The organism is Halomonas sp. YLGW01, from assembly GCF_014840935.1.
In the GTDB taxonomy this organism is placed as follows: domain Bacteria; phylum Pseudomonadota; class Gammaproteobacteria; order Pseudomonadales; family Halomonadaceae; genus Onishia.
The window spans coordinates 2,189,996-2,203,436 of the sequence record NZ_CP062005.1 but is presented as its reverse complement, the minus strand read 5'-3'; the positions used below and the strand labels follow the sequence as shown (position 1 = coordinate 2,203,436).

The window sequence follows — 13,441 nt, the reverse complement described above, 5'->3', positions numbered from 1 at the left end:
GATGAGCCAGTCAAAGCCCACGACTCCCGACGAAGTACGTAACAGAGCGGCCCTCAACGACAAGCGGCGCCGTCGTAAGGCTCGCGCCGTGCCGAGCCGCCTGCGGCCCAAGCTGCTGCTGGGGTTGTATCTGCTGTTCGTGCTGTTGCCGATCTACTGGCTGATGAACATGTCGTTCCAGTCGAATACCGAGATCCTCGGCGGCTTCACCCTGTGGCCGGAAGACTTCACCTTCGAGCACTACAGCAAGATCTTCACCACCGAAACCTGGTACATGGGCTACGTGAACTCACTGACCTATGTGCTGATGAACATGGTGATCAGTATCCTGGTCGCCCTGCCCGCCGCCTATGCCTTCAGCCGCTACCGCTTCATCGGCGACAAGCATCTGTTCTTCTGGCTGCTGACCAACCTGATGGCGCCGCCGGCGGTCTTCCTGCTGCCGTACTTCCAGCTCTATTACACCGTGGGGCTGTTCGATACCCACATCGCGGTGGCGCTGGCGCACTGCCTGTTCAACATTCCCCTGGCCATCTGGATTCTCGAGGGCTTCATGAGCAGCGTGCCCAAGGAAATCGATGAGACGGCCTTCATCGACGGCTACAGCTTCCCGCGCTTCTTCGTGCGCATATTCATCCCGATGATCCGCTCCGGGATCGGCGTGACGCTGTTCTTCCTGTTCATGTTCTCGTGGGTCGAGCTGCTGCTGGCCAGCACCCTGACCTCGACCAACGCGCAGCCTATCGCCTCGGTGATGACCAGCACCAAGACGGCCTCCGGTATTGACTGGGGCACCATGGCGGCGGCGGGGGTGCTGACCATCCTGCCCGGCATCCTGGTGGTCTATTTCGTTCGCAATCACATCGCCAAGGGCTTCGCCCTGGGCCGCACCTGAGGAGGGCGCGTCATGGAATGGATGGTTTGGACGCTGCCGACCACCGTCTTCTTTTCGGTCATCGCGGCGATGCTCGCCGGGATGACCGTATGGGAGGTCGTGCAGCCGACGGTCGAGCGCAAGGGGTTCCTGCCGATCTCGACCACACGCGGGGATCGCCTCTTTATCGGGCTGTTGTCTGCCGCCTACCTGCACCTGGCGGTGGTGGGGTTCACGCCCCTGAGTATCTGGTGGGCCCTGGCGGGCTCGGCACTGTGGTTGCTGGTGCTGATCCGCTGGGGATGATCCGGGTGGAAGGAGTCACTCCTTCAAGCAAGCACTTCAATAAGAAGAGGTCATTATGATACCGACAAGAATGCGACTCTCTGCGCTGGCGGCTGGCGTGATGCTGGCCAGCGGTTCGCTGCACGCCGATAACCACGACACCCAGGCCGTCATCGAGCGGTTGCTGGACGAGCACTTCCAGGACTCGACCCTGAGCCGCGAGGAGCAGATCGCCGAGCTTGAATGGTTCGCCAAGGCCGCCGAGCCCTTCCGCGGCATGGAGATCAACGTGGTCTCCGAGGGCCTGACCACCCACGTCTACGAGCGCGATGTCCTGGCCGAGGCCTTCTCCGAGCTGACCGGCATCGAGCTCACCCACAACATCATCGGTGAGGGGGACGTGGTCAACAACATGCAGACCCAGATGCAATCGGGTCGCAATATCTACGATGGTTACGTCAACGATTCGGATGCCATCGGTACCCATATCCGCTACGGCACCACCATCAACCTGTCCAAGGCGATGGAAAATGAGTGGGCGGATTACACCCTGCCGACCCTGGATCTCGAGGACTTCATCGGCATCCAGTACACCACCGGGCCGGACGGCGACATCTACCAGCTGCCGGATCAACAGTTCGCCAACCTCTACTGGTTCCGCTACGACTGGTTCCAGCGCGAGGACCTGCAGAAGCAGTTCCGTGACATCTATGGCTACGATCTGGGCGTGCCGACCAACTGGACCGCCTACGAGGACATCGCCGAGTTCTTCACCAACGAGGTCGGCGAGATCGACGGCCAGAAGGTCTACGGTCACATGGACTACGGGCGCCGCGACCCGTCGCTGGGCTGGCGCTTCCATGACTCCTGGCTGTCGATGGCCGGCATGGGCAGCCCCGGTGTGCCCTTCGGCAACCCGGTGGATGACTGGGGCATCCGTGTCGACGAAGAGAGTCGCCCGGTCGGCGCCAGCGTCAGCCGGGGTGGGGCGACCAACTCGCCGGCCTCGGTGTTCGCGGTCACCAAGATGGTCGATTGGCTGCGTGACTATGCGCCGCCCGAGGCCCAGGGCATGACCTTCGGCGAGGCCGGGCCGGTGCCCGCCCAGGGCCTGATCGCCCAGCAGATGTTCTGGTACACCGCCTTCACCGCCGACATGACCAGCCCCGACGTGCCGGTCACCGATGACGAAGGCAACCCCAAGTGGCGGATGGCGCCTTCCCCGGCGGGTCCCTACTGGGAAGAGGGCATGAAGGTCGGCTATCAGGACGTGGGCTCCTGGACCTTCTTCGATTCCACCCCCGAGGATCGTCGCACCGCGGCCTGGCTGTACGCCCAGTTCACCACCGCCAAGACGGTGTCGCTGGAGAAGCTGATCGCCGGCCTGACGCCGATCCGCCGCTCCGACATCTTCTCCGAGGAGATGACCGAGATGGCACCCAAGCTGGGCGGCCTGGTGGAGTTCTATCGTAGCCCGGATCAGTCCAAGTGGACGCCGTCCTCCACCAACGTGCCGGACTATCCGCGCATGGCGCCGCTGTGGTGGCAGAACCTGGCCCCCGCGGTCAGTGGCGATGTCACGCCTCAGGAGGCCCTGGACAACCTGGCGGGCGATCTCGACAACATCATGGCGCGGCTGGCTCGGGCGAAGGTGTTCGCGACCTTCGAGCCCAAGCTCAACGAGGAACGCGATCCGGAGTACTGGCTCTCCCAGCCCGGCGCGCCCAAGGCCAAGCTCGACAACGAGATGCCAAAGGGCACTACCGTCCCCTACGACGAGCTGATCAAGTCCTGGCAGCAGTAAGGCCGATCTCGACGGACAGTCATCGAGGGAACCATCGTCAACCGGCATGACGCCGCCTCGTCCCGCTCGCGGGACGAGGCGGCGGTGAGGAAATTGCATGAACAAGGGCTATATCCTGGCCATCGACCAGGGCACGACCGGCTCGACGGTGCTGGTCTTCGATCATGACGGCATCGCCCGGGGCAAGGCCTACCGGGAGTTCCGCCAGTATTACCCCAAGCCCGGCTGGGTCGAGCATGACGCCGAGATGATCTGGAGCGTGACGCATCAGGTCATCGAGGAGGCGCTCAACCGGGCCGACATATTGCCGACCCAGATCGAGGGTATCGGCATCGCCAACCAGCGCGAGACCACCCTGCTGTGGGATCGCGAGACCGGCGAGCCCGTGCATCGGGCGATCGTCTGGCAGGACCGCCGAGCGGCGGGCATCTGCGAGACCCTGCGCGAGGAGGGGCTGGAGGCGACCTTCCGCGCCAAGACCGGGTTGATCTGCGACCCCTACTTTTCTGGTACCAAGGTTCGCTGGCTGCTCGACAACGTCGCCGGCCTGCGCGAGCGCGCCGAGCGCGGCGAGCTGGCCTTCGGCACCATCGACAGCTGGCTGGTTCACAAGCTCACGGGCGGGCGAGTGCACGCCACCGATGTGTCCAATGCTTCGCGCACCCTGATGTACAACATCCATCACCTCGAATGGGATGACGAGTTGCTGGACCTGCTCAAGGTCCCCGCAGCCATTCTTCCCGAGGTCAAGCCGTCGTCTTCGCTCTTCGGCGAGACCGACCCCGAGGCCTTCTTCGGCGCGCGGGTGCCGGTGGCCGGCATCGCCGGCGATCAGCAGGCCGCGCTGTTTGGTGAGGCCTGTCACGGCGAGGGCATGGCCAAGAACACCTATGGCACCGGGTCCTTCTTGTTGATGAACACGGGTACCCAGCCGGTCGCCAGCCAGCACGGCCTGCTCTCGACCATCGCCTGGGGGATCGGCGACGAGCCGGTGGAATATGCCCTGGAAGGGGCGATCTTCGTCACCGGTGCGGCGGTTCAGTGGCTGCGCGACGAGCTCAACATCATCGATGATGCCGCGGATACCGAGCGCATGGCGCTCTCGTTGTCGGGTAATGACAACGTCTATTTCGTGCCTGCCCTGACCGGACTCGGTGCGCCGCACTGGGATCCCTACGCGCGGGGCACCCTGCTCGGCGTGACGCGGGGTACCACCAAGGCCCATATCGCCCGGGCGGTGCTCGAGAGCATTGCCTATCAGACCCGCGATATTGTCGAGATCATGGTGGATGAATCCGGCATCCCGCTAAAAGAGTTGCGGGCCGACGGCGGCGGGGCGGTGAATACCTTCCTGATGCAGTTCCAGGCCGACACCCTGGGGGTGCCAGTCAAGGTGCCGCGGATCACCGAGACCACCGCCTTGGGTGCCGCCTACCTGGCCGGGCTGGCGACCGGGTTCTGGAAGGATCGCGCCGAGATCGATGCCAAGTGGCAGCTCGCCCAGTGCTACAAGCCCGGCATGCCGGAGGCAGATCGCGCCGCCCTCTATCAGCGCTGGCACCGGGCGGTGGCCTTGTCCAAGGCCTGGGATGCACCGCTGGAGTAAGCCTCTTTGCATGGGGTGACTCCCTATATTGCTTCATCGGGGGCATAAGCATGGGAGGTGCCGACAGGGCATCGACATCTCCCGCCGCTGCGACCTGTCGTAGTGTCTCCCTCGACGGCCTGGCCGCCGTCGCTGCTTCGTCACTTCACAAAGGCACGGCATCATGCAACTGCGCAAGCACAATATCGAGCGTCAGCAGCAAGAGAACTTCGATGTCCTGGTCATCGGGGGAGGCATCAACGGCGCGGCCTCGGCGGCGGCGCTGGCCGGCAAGGGCGTCAGGGTGGCGCTGATTGACCGGGGCGATTTCGCCGGCAGCACCAGCATGCATTCCTCGAACCTGGTGTGGGGCGGCATCAAGTACATGGAAAGCCATGACTTCCCGCTGGTCAGGAAGCTGTGCAAGAGCCGCAACCACCTGATCAAGCACTTTCCTTCGACGGTTAAGGAGATCCGCTTCCTGACCACCATCGCCGGCGGCTTTCGCTATCACCCGCGCTACCTGTGGGCCGGTAGCTGGCTGTACTGGTTGATCGGCAATGGCTTCACCAGGATCCCGCACTACCTGTCGCCGGCCGGCATCAAGGACCGCGAGCCAATCGTCGATATCGCCGGCAGCGTCGGCGGCTTCGAGTATTCCGATGCCTACCTGCACGACAACGACGCGCGCTTCGTCTTCAACTTCGTGCGCAGCGCCATGGACCGCGGTTGTGCGGCGGCCAACTACGTCGAGTCGCTGGGTGCCAAGCGGGACGGTCAAGACTGGGTCACCCAGGCACGCGATGTCATGACCGGCGAGACCTTCGAGATTCGCGCCAGGGTGCTGATCAATGCCGCCGGACCCTATGTGGATCAGCACAACGCCCTGAGCGGTGAGAGCACCGAGCACCAGCACGTCTATTCCAAGGGCATTCACCTGATCGTGCCGCAACTCAGCGAGCATCAGCGGGTGCTGGCCTTCTTCGCCGATGACGGCCGGCTGTTCTTCGTCATTCCCATGGGGCGGCGTACCTGCATCGGTACCACCGATACCCGCGTCGACAGCCCCGAGGTGCAGGTCACCGACGATGATATCCGCTTCGTGCTGGACAACATCAACAAGCGGCTGACTCTTCAGGCGCCGCTGACCCGCGACGACATCATTTCCACCCGCTGCGGCGTGCGGCCGCTGGCGGTCAAGGCGAGCTCGGGGGGCGACCGGGACTTCCTGCAGCTCTCTCGAAAGCATGTCATCGATATCGATGCCTCCACTCACCACCTGAGCATCTTCGGCGGTAAGCTGACCGACTGCCTCAACGTCGGCGACGAGGTCGTCGCGGCGGTACAGGAGCTTGGCGTCGAGGTGCCCTATGCGGACTTTGTCTGGTACGGCGAGCCGGGTCGGGAGGTGCGCGAGGAGTTCTTCCATCAGGCACGCCTGATGAGGCTGGACGCCATGGCATCCCATCATCACGAGGCCCTGAGCACCCGGCTGTGGCGACGGTACGGCGCCCAGGCGCTGGACATGCTCGAGGAGATACGCGAAGACCCGCGTCAGGCCGAGGTGCTGATCGAGGGTACCGAGTACCTGCGCTGCGAGATTCGACAGGCTCAGCGTCGCGAGATGATCACCCGGCTCGAGGACTTCCTGCGCCGGCGCTCGAAGATCTCGCTGGTGGTGAGCGCCGAGGAGGTTCGTAACGCCCCCGGCCTCAGGGAAGCCTGCGAGATCCTGTTCGGCGACGAGGCTAAGGCCAAGCTCGAGGAGTACCTGACGAGCCCGCTGGCCCAGGACGCCGCCGAGGTGTTGAGCGATGACTCCCATGCCGATAACCCAGCGCATTCGGAATCGCTGAAATGGCGCTGAGACCGTCATAAGAGAACCGGTCAAGAGAACCGGTCAGTCGCGAGGGCAAGGGGCCGGCGACGTCGCTCAGCCGCCATGCCGCCGCCTAGCCAATGCAGCGGGCATTGCGAAAATGAGGGCTCAGCGAACGAAATAGCGGTAGGCGATCGCCTCGTCCTTGCGAGGGCCCTGAATGGTCCAGTCGAGGCTGAAACCGTCCTCGATGATCGCGAGCCGCGCCGTGTAGCGATCCGCGCCGCACAGGTGAGGTTCAGCAGCGACCAGGCCGCTGCCGTCGTCAGCCTCGATCAGGTCGAACAGCCAGACGGCCGCCTCGCGGCCACGCCGTTCGTGAAAGAGGCGCAAGCGATCCCCTTCCAGCTCCCAGCGATAGACATTGCGAAACGCGACCTCGTGCGGCTGTCCCGCCAGCGCGAAGTGGCCCTCCTCGTGAAAGCGCAGTACATTGCCTTCCTCGCTGACCGTGACGCGGCCATGCCCTTCGCCGGACCAGTCGCACTGAGAGGCGGCGCCGGAGCGTGGCGAAAATTTCAGACGACAGATGCTTGGTAGCAGGGCGCGCACGCGTATAATGCTTGTCAACTTCATATCCTCAAGGAGTTAACCAATGGGCTATCTGGTGGGCGTCACGGCCCTGTGGGCTTTCTCGTTCTCGTTGATCGGCGCTTATCTGTCCGGTCAGGTCGACAGCTACTTCGCGGTGCTGGTGCGTATCGTGCTGGCCACGCTGGTGTTCCTGCCGTTTCTGAAGCCTCGGCTGCTGGCGCATCGTCACAAGCTGGCGCTGATGGCGATCGGCGCCGTGCAGCTGGGGCTGATGTACATCTTCTTCTATCAGTCGTTTCTGTTGTTGTCGGTGCCGGAGGTGCTGCTGTTCACCATTTTCACGCCGCTCTACGTGACCCTGATCGACGATGCCCTGGCCGGACGTTTCACGCCATTCTACCTGCTCAGTGCGGCGCTTGCCGTGGCCGGAGCCGCGGTGATCCGCTATCAGGGCGTGGATAGTGGCTTCTGGCTCGGTTTCCTGGTGGTGCAGGGGGCCAACCTGTGCTTCGCGCTGGGGCAGGTCGCCTACCGCCATCTGGCCGTTCGCCTGAATGACGGGGTGCCTCAGTACAGCATCTTCGGCTGGTTCTACTTGGGGGCGCTGGCGCTGGTGGTGGTGGCCTTCACCCTGTTCGGCAACCCCGGCAAGCTGCCCACCACTGGCCTGCAGTGGGGCGTGCTGGCCTGGCTGGGCCTGGTCGCCTCGGGGCTCGGCTACTTCCTGTGGAACAAGGGCGCAACCAAGGTCGATGCCGGGGCACTCGCGATCATGAACAACGCCCTGGTGCCGGCGGGGCTGGTGGTCAACCTGGTGCTCTGGAACCGGGATGCCGATCTGTCGCGCCTGGCGTTGGGCGGTGCCATTATCCTGGCCTCGCTCGCCATCAACGAATGGTGGGTGCGCCGTCGCCGCCTGCCGGTCTCGCCGCTGGCTTGAGGGTGTTCCGTGGGCTGGTTTGCCGCTCCCGCCGGGAGTCCGCATAATGGCGGCTCGTTGAGGCGGGAGTGCGCATGACAACCTTCAAGAACATCGGCCTGATCGGCCGCATGGGTAGTGCCAAGGTGGTGGATACCCTCAAGCGACTGATCCGTTTCCTCGATGAAGGCGGCTATCACGTCATCCTCGAGGATCGCACCGCCACAGTGATGCTGGATCACGGCCAGCAGGTAGCCAGCCGGCCGATGCTCGGTGAGATATGCGACCTGGTGATCGTGGTCGGCGGTGATGGCAGTCTGCTCGGCGCGGCGCGAGCGCTGTGCCAGAGCGGTACCCCGGTGCTCGGGGTCAATCGTGGCCGGCTGGGCTTTCTGACCGATATCTCGCCCAGTGAGCTCGAGGACAAGGTTGGCGAGGTGCTGGCCGGGCGCTACACCATCGAGGAGCGCTTCCTGCTCGATGCCGAGGTCTATCGCAGCGATGCCCTGGTCGGGAGTGCCGAGGCGCTCAACGACGTGGTGATGCATCCCGGCAAGGCGGTGCGCATGATCGAGTTCGAGCTCTTCATCGATGGCCAGTTCGTCTACAGTCAGCGCAGCGATGGCCTGATCATCGCCACCCCCACCGGCTCTACCGCCTACGCACTCTCCGGCGGGGGGCCCATCGTGCACCCCAGCATCGATGCCATCACCCTGGTGCCGATGTTTCCCCATACCCTGTCGAGCCGGCCCATCGTGGTCGATGCGGGCGCCGAGATCCGCATTCATATCGGCGAGACCAACGAAGCCTACCCCCACGTCAGCTGCGACGGTCAGACCCGTGTGGTGTCCAAGCCCGACGACATCCTTTATGTGCGCAGGAAGCCCCAGCGCCTGAAATTGGTGCATCCCTTGGGTCATAACTTCTACGAGGTCTGTCGCAGCAAGCTCGGCTGGAGCAGCCGGCTGGGGGATTGAAATGACCCTGAGCGATGGCATCGAAGGCTATGATCTGATCGGTGACGTGCACGGCTGCGGCGCTACCCTGGCGGCGCTCCTCGAGAAGCTCGGCTATCACCGTCGGCGGGGCGTCTATCGTCATCCCCGACGGCGGGTGATCTTCCTTGGCGACCTGATCGATCGTGGCCCCCGCATCCGCCTGGCGGTGACCATCGCTCGGCGCATGGTCGAGGCCGGTGAGGCGCATATCGTCATGGGCAATCATGAGTACAACGCCCTGGCCTATTGCCGCCGCGACCCCGAGGGCGGCTTCCTGCGTGCCCATACGCCGCGTCATAACCGCATCATCAAGGACACCCTCGAGCAGTACCGCGATTATCTGAACGAGTGGGACGATACCCTTGCCTGGTTCATGCAGATCCCGCTGTTCCTCGAGCGGGACGGCCTGCGGGTGGTCCACGCCTGTTGGGACCAGGCCCTGATCGACACCTTTCGCGAGGATCACCCTGACGGGTGCATGGACGATGCCTTCCTGCGCGAGTCGGCGGTCCACGGCACTAAGGCCTTCGCGATCATGGATCGGCTGACTCGCGGGAGCCACCTCACCCTGCCCGATAACCTGGAGATTCATTCCGGAGACGGCTTCAGGCGCCGCAGCTTCCGGACCCACTTCTGGGCGCGCTATCCGCAGACCTATGGCGATGTGGTCTTTCAGCCGGATAACTTGCCCGGCGATCTGGAGCTTCGCCCGCTGAGCGACGGCGAACGCGCCCGCCTGAGCTACTACGGCCCCGAGGAGCCGCCGCTCTTCATCGGCCACTACTGGTGCGAGGGCATCCCGGCGTTGCCGGCGCCCAACGTGGCCTGTCTCGACTACAGCGCCGTCAAGTTCGGCCGCCTGGTGGCCTACCGCTGGAGCGGCGAGGCGCGCCTGGACGCCAATCACTTCGTCTGGCTCAGGGTGCCCCAGGACGAGCAGGCCATGCCAAGGCCCTGGGAGATCGATTTCGATTGAATAGCGGCGGACGAACGTTTTGTTACGTTTTATTGACAAAGTGCTACATTATTTTAGGCAACGCGCATGAACTTCTTCCCGTGAGGTGTATCTCAAGGTTGTTCCCTTGAATGATCCCTTGCTTTTGTCCGGCGGCCCCCTCCGCCGGATTTTTCTTTGTGGATTCCGTTACACTGGCCTGATGGCGCCTTTCGTGGCGTATCGACGCCCCCCATTCTCCATCGGCATGATAAGGAACCCTGCATGTTGAAGGTGCTCATGCTGCCCCGAGACACCGATACCCGAGCCCTGCGCCAGGCCCTGTGGGCTCACCGCATCGGCCATCGCTTCACCGAGGACGAGGACGGCTACACCCTGTGGTTGGCGGATCCCGCCCAGTTCGACGAGCTCACCCGGCTACTGGAACGTTGGCAGCGCGGCGAGGCATTGATGCCTGCCGGTCACGCCGCCAGGAGCAGGCTCTCGGCCTCACCGCTGACGCGTCCCTTCGCCCTGGCACCGGTGACCGCCAGCCTGCTGGCGGTCTGCCTGCTGGTGTTTGCCCTGATGGGCCTGCTCGGCGACATCGTGGTGGCCATGCTGACCATCGTGCCGGTGGCCGTGGCGGGCGGCAGCCTGAGCCTCGGTACCCTGGCCGACACTTTGGGCTCGGGGCAGCTGTGGCGGCTGTTCTCCCCGGCGCTTTTGCACTTCGGTTGGATGCATCTGATCTTCAACCTGCTGTGGGTATGGTACTTCGGCCGTCAGGTCGAGGCGTTGCGCGGCGCCGGCGTCATGCTGTCCCTCACCCTGATCAGCGCCATCGCTGGCAACCTGGCTCAGTACGCCACCGGCACCGTGCTGTTCGGTGGCATGTCCGGGGTGGTCTATGCGCTGCTCGGCTATGTATGGCTGATGTCGCGTTGGGCACCGCACAGTGGCTTCTTCGTGCCCCAGATGCTGGTGGTGTTCATGCTGGGCTGGATGGTCTTCACCATGACCGACCTGGCCGGGCTGGTGGGCTTCGGCAACGTGGCCAACGAGGCTCACCTGGGTGGTCTGGTCGTGGGCCTGGTGCTGGGCTGGTATGATGCGCGCCGTGCCCGCAGGGCCTGACGCGATGGTGATGGCACTCCCTATGTCACAACAGGAAGATTGAGATGAGCGAGATGACCTTCGACAGGATGGTGGAGCAGATGACGCCGGCCATCTATGACAGCCTCAAGCAGGCGGTGTCCCTGCGCAAATGGCCCGATGGCCGGGTGCTCACCGCCGAGCAGGTCGAGCTGTGCCTCGAGGCCGTGATCAAGTATGAGGCCGAACATGGCGTGGCGCCCGACCAGCGGGTCGGCTATCTGGATCGCTCGGGCTGCGGCAGCGACGGTGGCGGTGAGAGTGGCGATGAGCGTGGCAGCGACGGCGAGGAAACCCTCACGTGGGTGAACTGATCGACACCGCCGCCCGCGGCTGTCTGAGCAAGATGGCCATTGCCCCCGGAGCGACGGGGGAGCCGGCAGACTACGCGCTGTGTCTCGACGAGGCGCGCCTGCCTCTTAATGAGCGCCTGGGCCAGCCACTGCGGCTCACCTGGACCGGCGCCATCGCCTGCACCCATTGCGGCCGTGCAACCAAGAAGAGCTTCGCCCAGGGCCACTGTTACCCCTGCTTCAAGCGCCTGGCCAGCTGCGATACCTGCATCATGAAGCCCGAGACTTGCCACTTCTTCGCCGGCACCTGCCGTGAGCCTGCGTGGGCCGAACGTCACTGCTTCCAGCCCCACGTGGTCTACCTGGCCAACTCGTCCGGGTTGAAGGTTGGCATTACCCGGCGTACCCAGGTGCCGACCCGCTGGCTCGATCAGGGCGCCATCCAGGCGCTGCCGATTCTCGAGGTCCAGACGCGTCAGCAGTCGGGCTTCGTGGAGATGCTGTTCAAGGAAGAGGTCAGCGATCGCACCAACTGGCGTGCCATGCTCAAGGGCGATGTCGAGCCGATGGATCTCATCGGTGAGCGTGACCGGCTGCTGGCCAGGCTCGAGGGTGGGCTTGCCAACCTGCGCGAGCGTTTCGGCGATGACGCCATTCGCGTTCTGGATGATGCGCCGGTCAGCCTCGATTACCCGGTGCTCGAGTTTCCCCGCAAGATCGTCTCCCACAACTTCGACAAGACCCCCGAGGTCGCCGGCACCCTGATGGGGCTGAAGGGGCAGTACCTGATCCTCGATACCGGCGTCATCAACCTGCGCAAGTTTACTGGCTACGAAGTCGAACTCGCCTGAGCCCGTCTGGCCCCAGCCGCGCCGGCCGTCGATCTGCACATGCAGCGGCGGCCGGCTGACGTGGTTCGGGGGCCCTGCCTTCTGCCTTTCGTTCCTGTCCTATTGCCGAGTCACCTTGACCGTGAGCTAGCCACCGCCGGGCTATGCTGTGAGGTGTCGCTGTCATGATGGAGCGCCTGTCATGCGTGACGCGGCGGCTATCTGGGAGCGGGGTGTCGGAAGCGGAGGCAGAGGCGATGGCGAAGACCACAGACCACAGTGAGACGATGTCGGCGATGTGCCTGGTGCGTCCGGGCGAGTCTCTGGTGGCGCGGCGCCTGCCGCGGCCATTGCCGGGCCCCGGTGAGGTGCAGCTTCGGGTGTTGGCCTGTGCGGTGTGTCGTACCGACCTGCACATCGTCGATGGCGAGCTGCCCGACCCCAAGCTGCCGCTGGTGCCGGGCCACGAGATCGTCGGCGAGGTGACGGCGCTTGGCCCGGGCGTGACGCGCTTCGCGCTGGGGGAGCGGCTCGGCGTGCCCTGGCTTGGCTGGACCTGTGGCGCCTGCGAGGCCTGCCTGGCCGGTCGCGAGAACCTCTGTCCCCGGGCCGAGTTCACCGGCTATACCCGCGACGGCGGCTACGCCGAGTACTGCGTGGCCGACGCGAATTTCTGCTTTCCTATCACCGGCTACGCGCCCGAGGCCGCGGCACCGCTGCTGTGTGCCGGGCTGATCGGTTACCGGGCCTATCGGCTCGCCGGCGAGGGCATCCGTCACCTGGGTCTTTACGGTTTCGGTGCCGCGGCGCATATCCTCGCCCAGCTGGCCGTTGCCCGGGGCGTCGCCGTCTATGCCTTCACGCGAGCCGGTGACCAGGAAGCCCAGGCCTTCGCCCGGCGCCTGGGGGCCTGCTGGGCGGGGGACAGCGACCAGGAGCCCCCCGCGTCGCTGGATGCCGCGATCATCTTCGCCCCGGTCGGCGAACTGGTGCCGCTGGCGCTTTCGCGAGTCAGACCGGGCGGTACGGTGGTCTGCGGTGGCATCCACATGTCGGACATCCCGTGCTTTCCCTATCGCCTGCTGTGGGAGGAGCGCTGCTTGCGTTCGGTGGCCAACCTGACCAGGCGCGACGGCGTGGAATTTCTGCGTCTCGCCCCCCTAGTGCCGATCCACACCGAAACCACGGCCTATCCCTTGAGTGAGGCCAATCGGGCCCTCGCCGACTTGCGCCACGGCCGGCTCAGTGGGGCGGCGGTACTGATCCCCTGATGCGCCTGAAGCCTTGGAACCGCCGATTCATCTGAACCGATTCTTCTGAACCGGTTCTTCTGAACCCGGGCCCGAGCCTC

At 64.5% G+C, this 13,441-nt stretch carries 13 protein-coding genes; 12 read left to right on the top strand and 1 reads right to left on the bottom strand.

The features are described 5' to 3' along the window. Window position 1: 1 nt before the first annotated feature. From IEJ03_RS10195 to IEJ03_RS10175, 5 genes are all read left to right on the top strand, one after another. Window positions 2–895 (top strand): carbohydrate ABC transporter permease, encoded by an 894-nt coding sequence (locus tag IEJ03_RS10195; protein ID WP_192034755.1) that lies wholly within the window; start codon window positions 2–4, stop codon window positions 893–895. Window positions 896–907: 12 nt separating this feature from the next. Beyond that, on the top strand, window positions 908–1,180 hold the full coding sequence (locus IEJ03_RS10190; protein WP_192034754.1) for a DUF2160 domain-containing protein: 273 nt from the start codon (window positions 908–910) through the stop codon (window positions 1,178–1,180). A 55-nt stretch (window positions 1,181–1,235) separates the two neighbouring features. Continuing rightward, a complete protein-coding gene (locus IEJ03_RS10185; RefSeq protein ID WP_192034753.1) occupies window positions 1,236–2,963 on the top strand; it encodes an ABC transporter substrate-binding protein in 1,728 nt (575 codons plus the stop codon). A gap of 97 nt (window positions 2,964–3,060) precedes the next feature. Then, entirely contained in the window at window positions 3,061–4,569 is a 1,509-nt protein-coding gene (gene glpK / locus IEJ03_RS10180) for a glycerol kinase GlpK (RefSeq protein ID WP_192034752.1), read from the top strand. Window positions 4,570–4,732: 163 nt separating this feature from the next. Next, entirely contained in the window at window positions 4,733–6,415 is a 1,683-nt protein-coding gene (locus IEJ03_RS10175) for a glycerol-3-phosphate dehydrogenase/oxidase (protein ID WP_192034751.1), read from the top strand. Between the two features lie 120 nt (window positions 6,416–6,535). Here the strand turns inward: IEJ03_RS10175 and IEJ03_RS10170 are convergent, their stop codons facing one another. Next, window positions 6,536–6,997 (bottom strand): DUF6314 family protein, encoded by a 462-nt coding sequence (locus tag IEJ03_RS10170; RefSeq protein WP_192034750.1) that lies wholly within the window; start codon window positions 6,995–6,997, stop codon window positions 6,536–6,538. A gap of 25 nt (window positions 6,998–7,022) precedes the next feature. Here IEJ03_RS10170 and IEJ03_RS10165 point away from each other — a divergent pair, with 25 nt between their 5' ends. From IEJ03_RS10165 to IEJ03_RS10135, 7 genes are all read left to right on the top strand, one after another. Beyond that, entirely contained in the window at window positions 7,023–7,901 is an 879-nt protein-coding gene (locus IEJ03_RS10165; RefSeq protein ID WP_192034749.1) for a carboxylate/amino acid/amine transporter, read from the top strand. Window positions 7,902–7,975: 74 nt separating this feature from the next. Further along, a complete protein-coding gene (locus IEJ03_RS10160) occupies window positions 7,976–8,857 on the top strand; it encodes an NAD(+) kinase (RefSeq protein WP_192034748.1) in 882 nt (293 codons plus the stop codon). Window position 8,858: 1 nt separating this feature from the next. After that, window positions 8,859–9,854, top strand: a complete 996-nt coding sequence (locus IEJ03_RS10155) for a metallophosphoesterase (RefSeq protein WP_192034747.1) — start codon at window positions 8,859–8,861, stop codon at window positions 9,852–9,854. A 243-nt stretch (window positions 9,855–10,097) separates the two neighbouring features. Then, a complete protein-coding gene (locus tag IEJ03_RS10150; protein ID WP_192034746.1) occupies window positions 10,098–10,949 on the top strand; it encodes a rhomboid family intramembrane serine protease in 852 nt (283 codons plus the stop codon). A gap of 44 nt (window positions 10,950–10,993) precedes the next feature. After that, window positions 10,994–11,281, top strand: a complete 288-nt coding sequence (locus tag IEJ03_RS10145; RefSeq protein ID WP_192034745.1) for a DUF1315 family protein — start codon at window positions 10,994–10,996, stop codon at window positions 11,279–11,281. Window positions 11,282–11,313: 32 nt separating this feature from the next. Next, window positions 11,314–12,111, top strand: coding sequence for a DUF2797 domain-containing protein (locus tag IEJ03_RS10140; RefSeq protein ID WP_192037277.1), 798 nt, complete (start codon window positions 11,314–11,316; stop codon window positions 12,109–12,111). 236 nt (window positions 12,112–12,347) lie between these two features. Then, window positions 12,348–13,361, top strand: coding sequence for a zinc-dependent alcohol dehydrogenase family protein (locus IEJ03_RS10135; protein ID WP_242457933.1), 1,014 nt, complete (start codon window positions 12,348–12,350; stop codon window positions 13,359–13,361). Window positions 13,362–13,441: the final 80 nt, after the last annotated feature.

What these genes read in the sequence shown, in the direction of transcription:
- IEJ03_RS10195 (WP_192034755.1), top strand. Translation starts at nt 2, where the DNA reads ATGAGCCAGTCAAAGCCCACGACTCCCGACGAAGTACGTAACAGAGCG.
- IEJ03_RS10190 (WP_192034754.1), top strand. Translation starts at nt 908, where the DNA reads ATGGAATGGATGGTTTGGACGCTGCCGACCACCGTCTTCTTTTCGGTC.
- IEJ03_RS10185 (WP_192034753.1), top strand. Translation starts at nt 1,236, where the DNA reads ATGATACCGACAAGAATGCGACTCTCTGCGCTGGCGGCTGGCGTGATG.
- glpK (WP_192034752.1), top strand. Translation starts at nt 3,061, where the DNA reads ATGAACAAGGGCTATATCCTGGCCATCGACCAGGGCACGACCGGCTCG.
- IEJ03_RS10175 (WP_192034751.1), top strand. Translation starts at nt 4,733, where the DNA reads ATGCAACTGCGCAAGCACAATATCGAGCGTCAGCAGCAAGAGAACTTC.
- IEJ03_RS10165 (WP_192034749.1), top strand. Translation starts at nt 7,023, where the DNA reads ATGGGCTATCTGGTGGGCGTCACGGCCCTGTGGGCTTTCTCGTTCTCG.
- IEJ03_RS10160 (WP_192034748.1), top strand. Translation starts at nt 7,976, where the DNA reads ATGACAACCTTCAAGAACATCGGCCTGATCGGCCGCATGGGTAGTGCC.
- IEJ03_RS10155 (WP_192034747.1), top strand. Translation starts at nt 8,859, where the DNA reads ATGACCCTGAGCGATGGCATCGAAGGCTATGATCTGATCGGTGACGTG.
- IEJ03_RS10150 (WP_192034746.1), top strand. Translation starts at nt 10,098, where the DNA reads ATGTTGAAGGTGCTCATGCTGCCCCGAGACACCGATACCCGAGCCCTG.
- IEJ03_RS10145 (WP_192034745.1), top strand. Translation starts at nt 10,994, where the DNA reads ATGAGCGAGATGACCTTCGACAGGATGGTGGAGCAGATGACGCCGGCC.
- IEJ03_RS10140 (WP_192037277.1), top strand. Translation starts at nt 11,314, where the DNA reads ATGGCCATTGCCCCCGGAGCGACGGGGGAGCCGGCAGACTACGCGCTG.
- IEJ03_RS10135 (WP_242457933.1), top strand. Translation starts at nt 12,348, where the DNA reads ATGGCGAAGACCACAGACCACAGTGAGACGATGTCGGCGATGTGCCTG.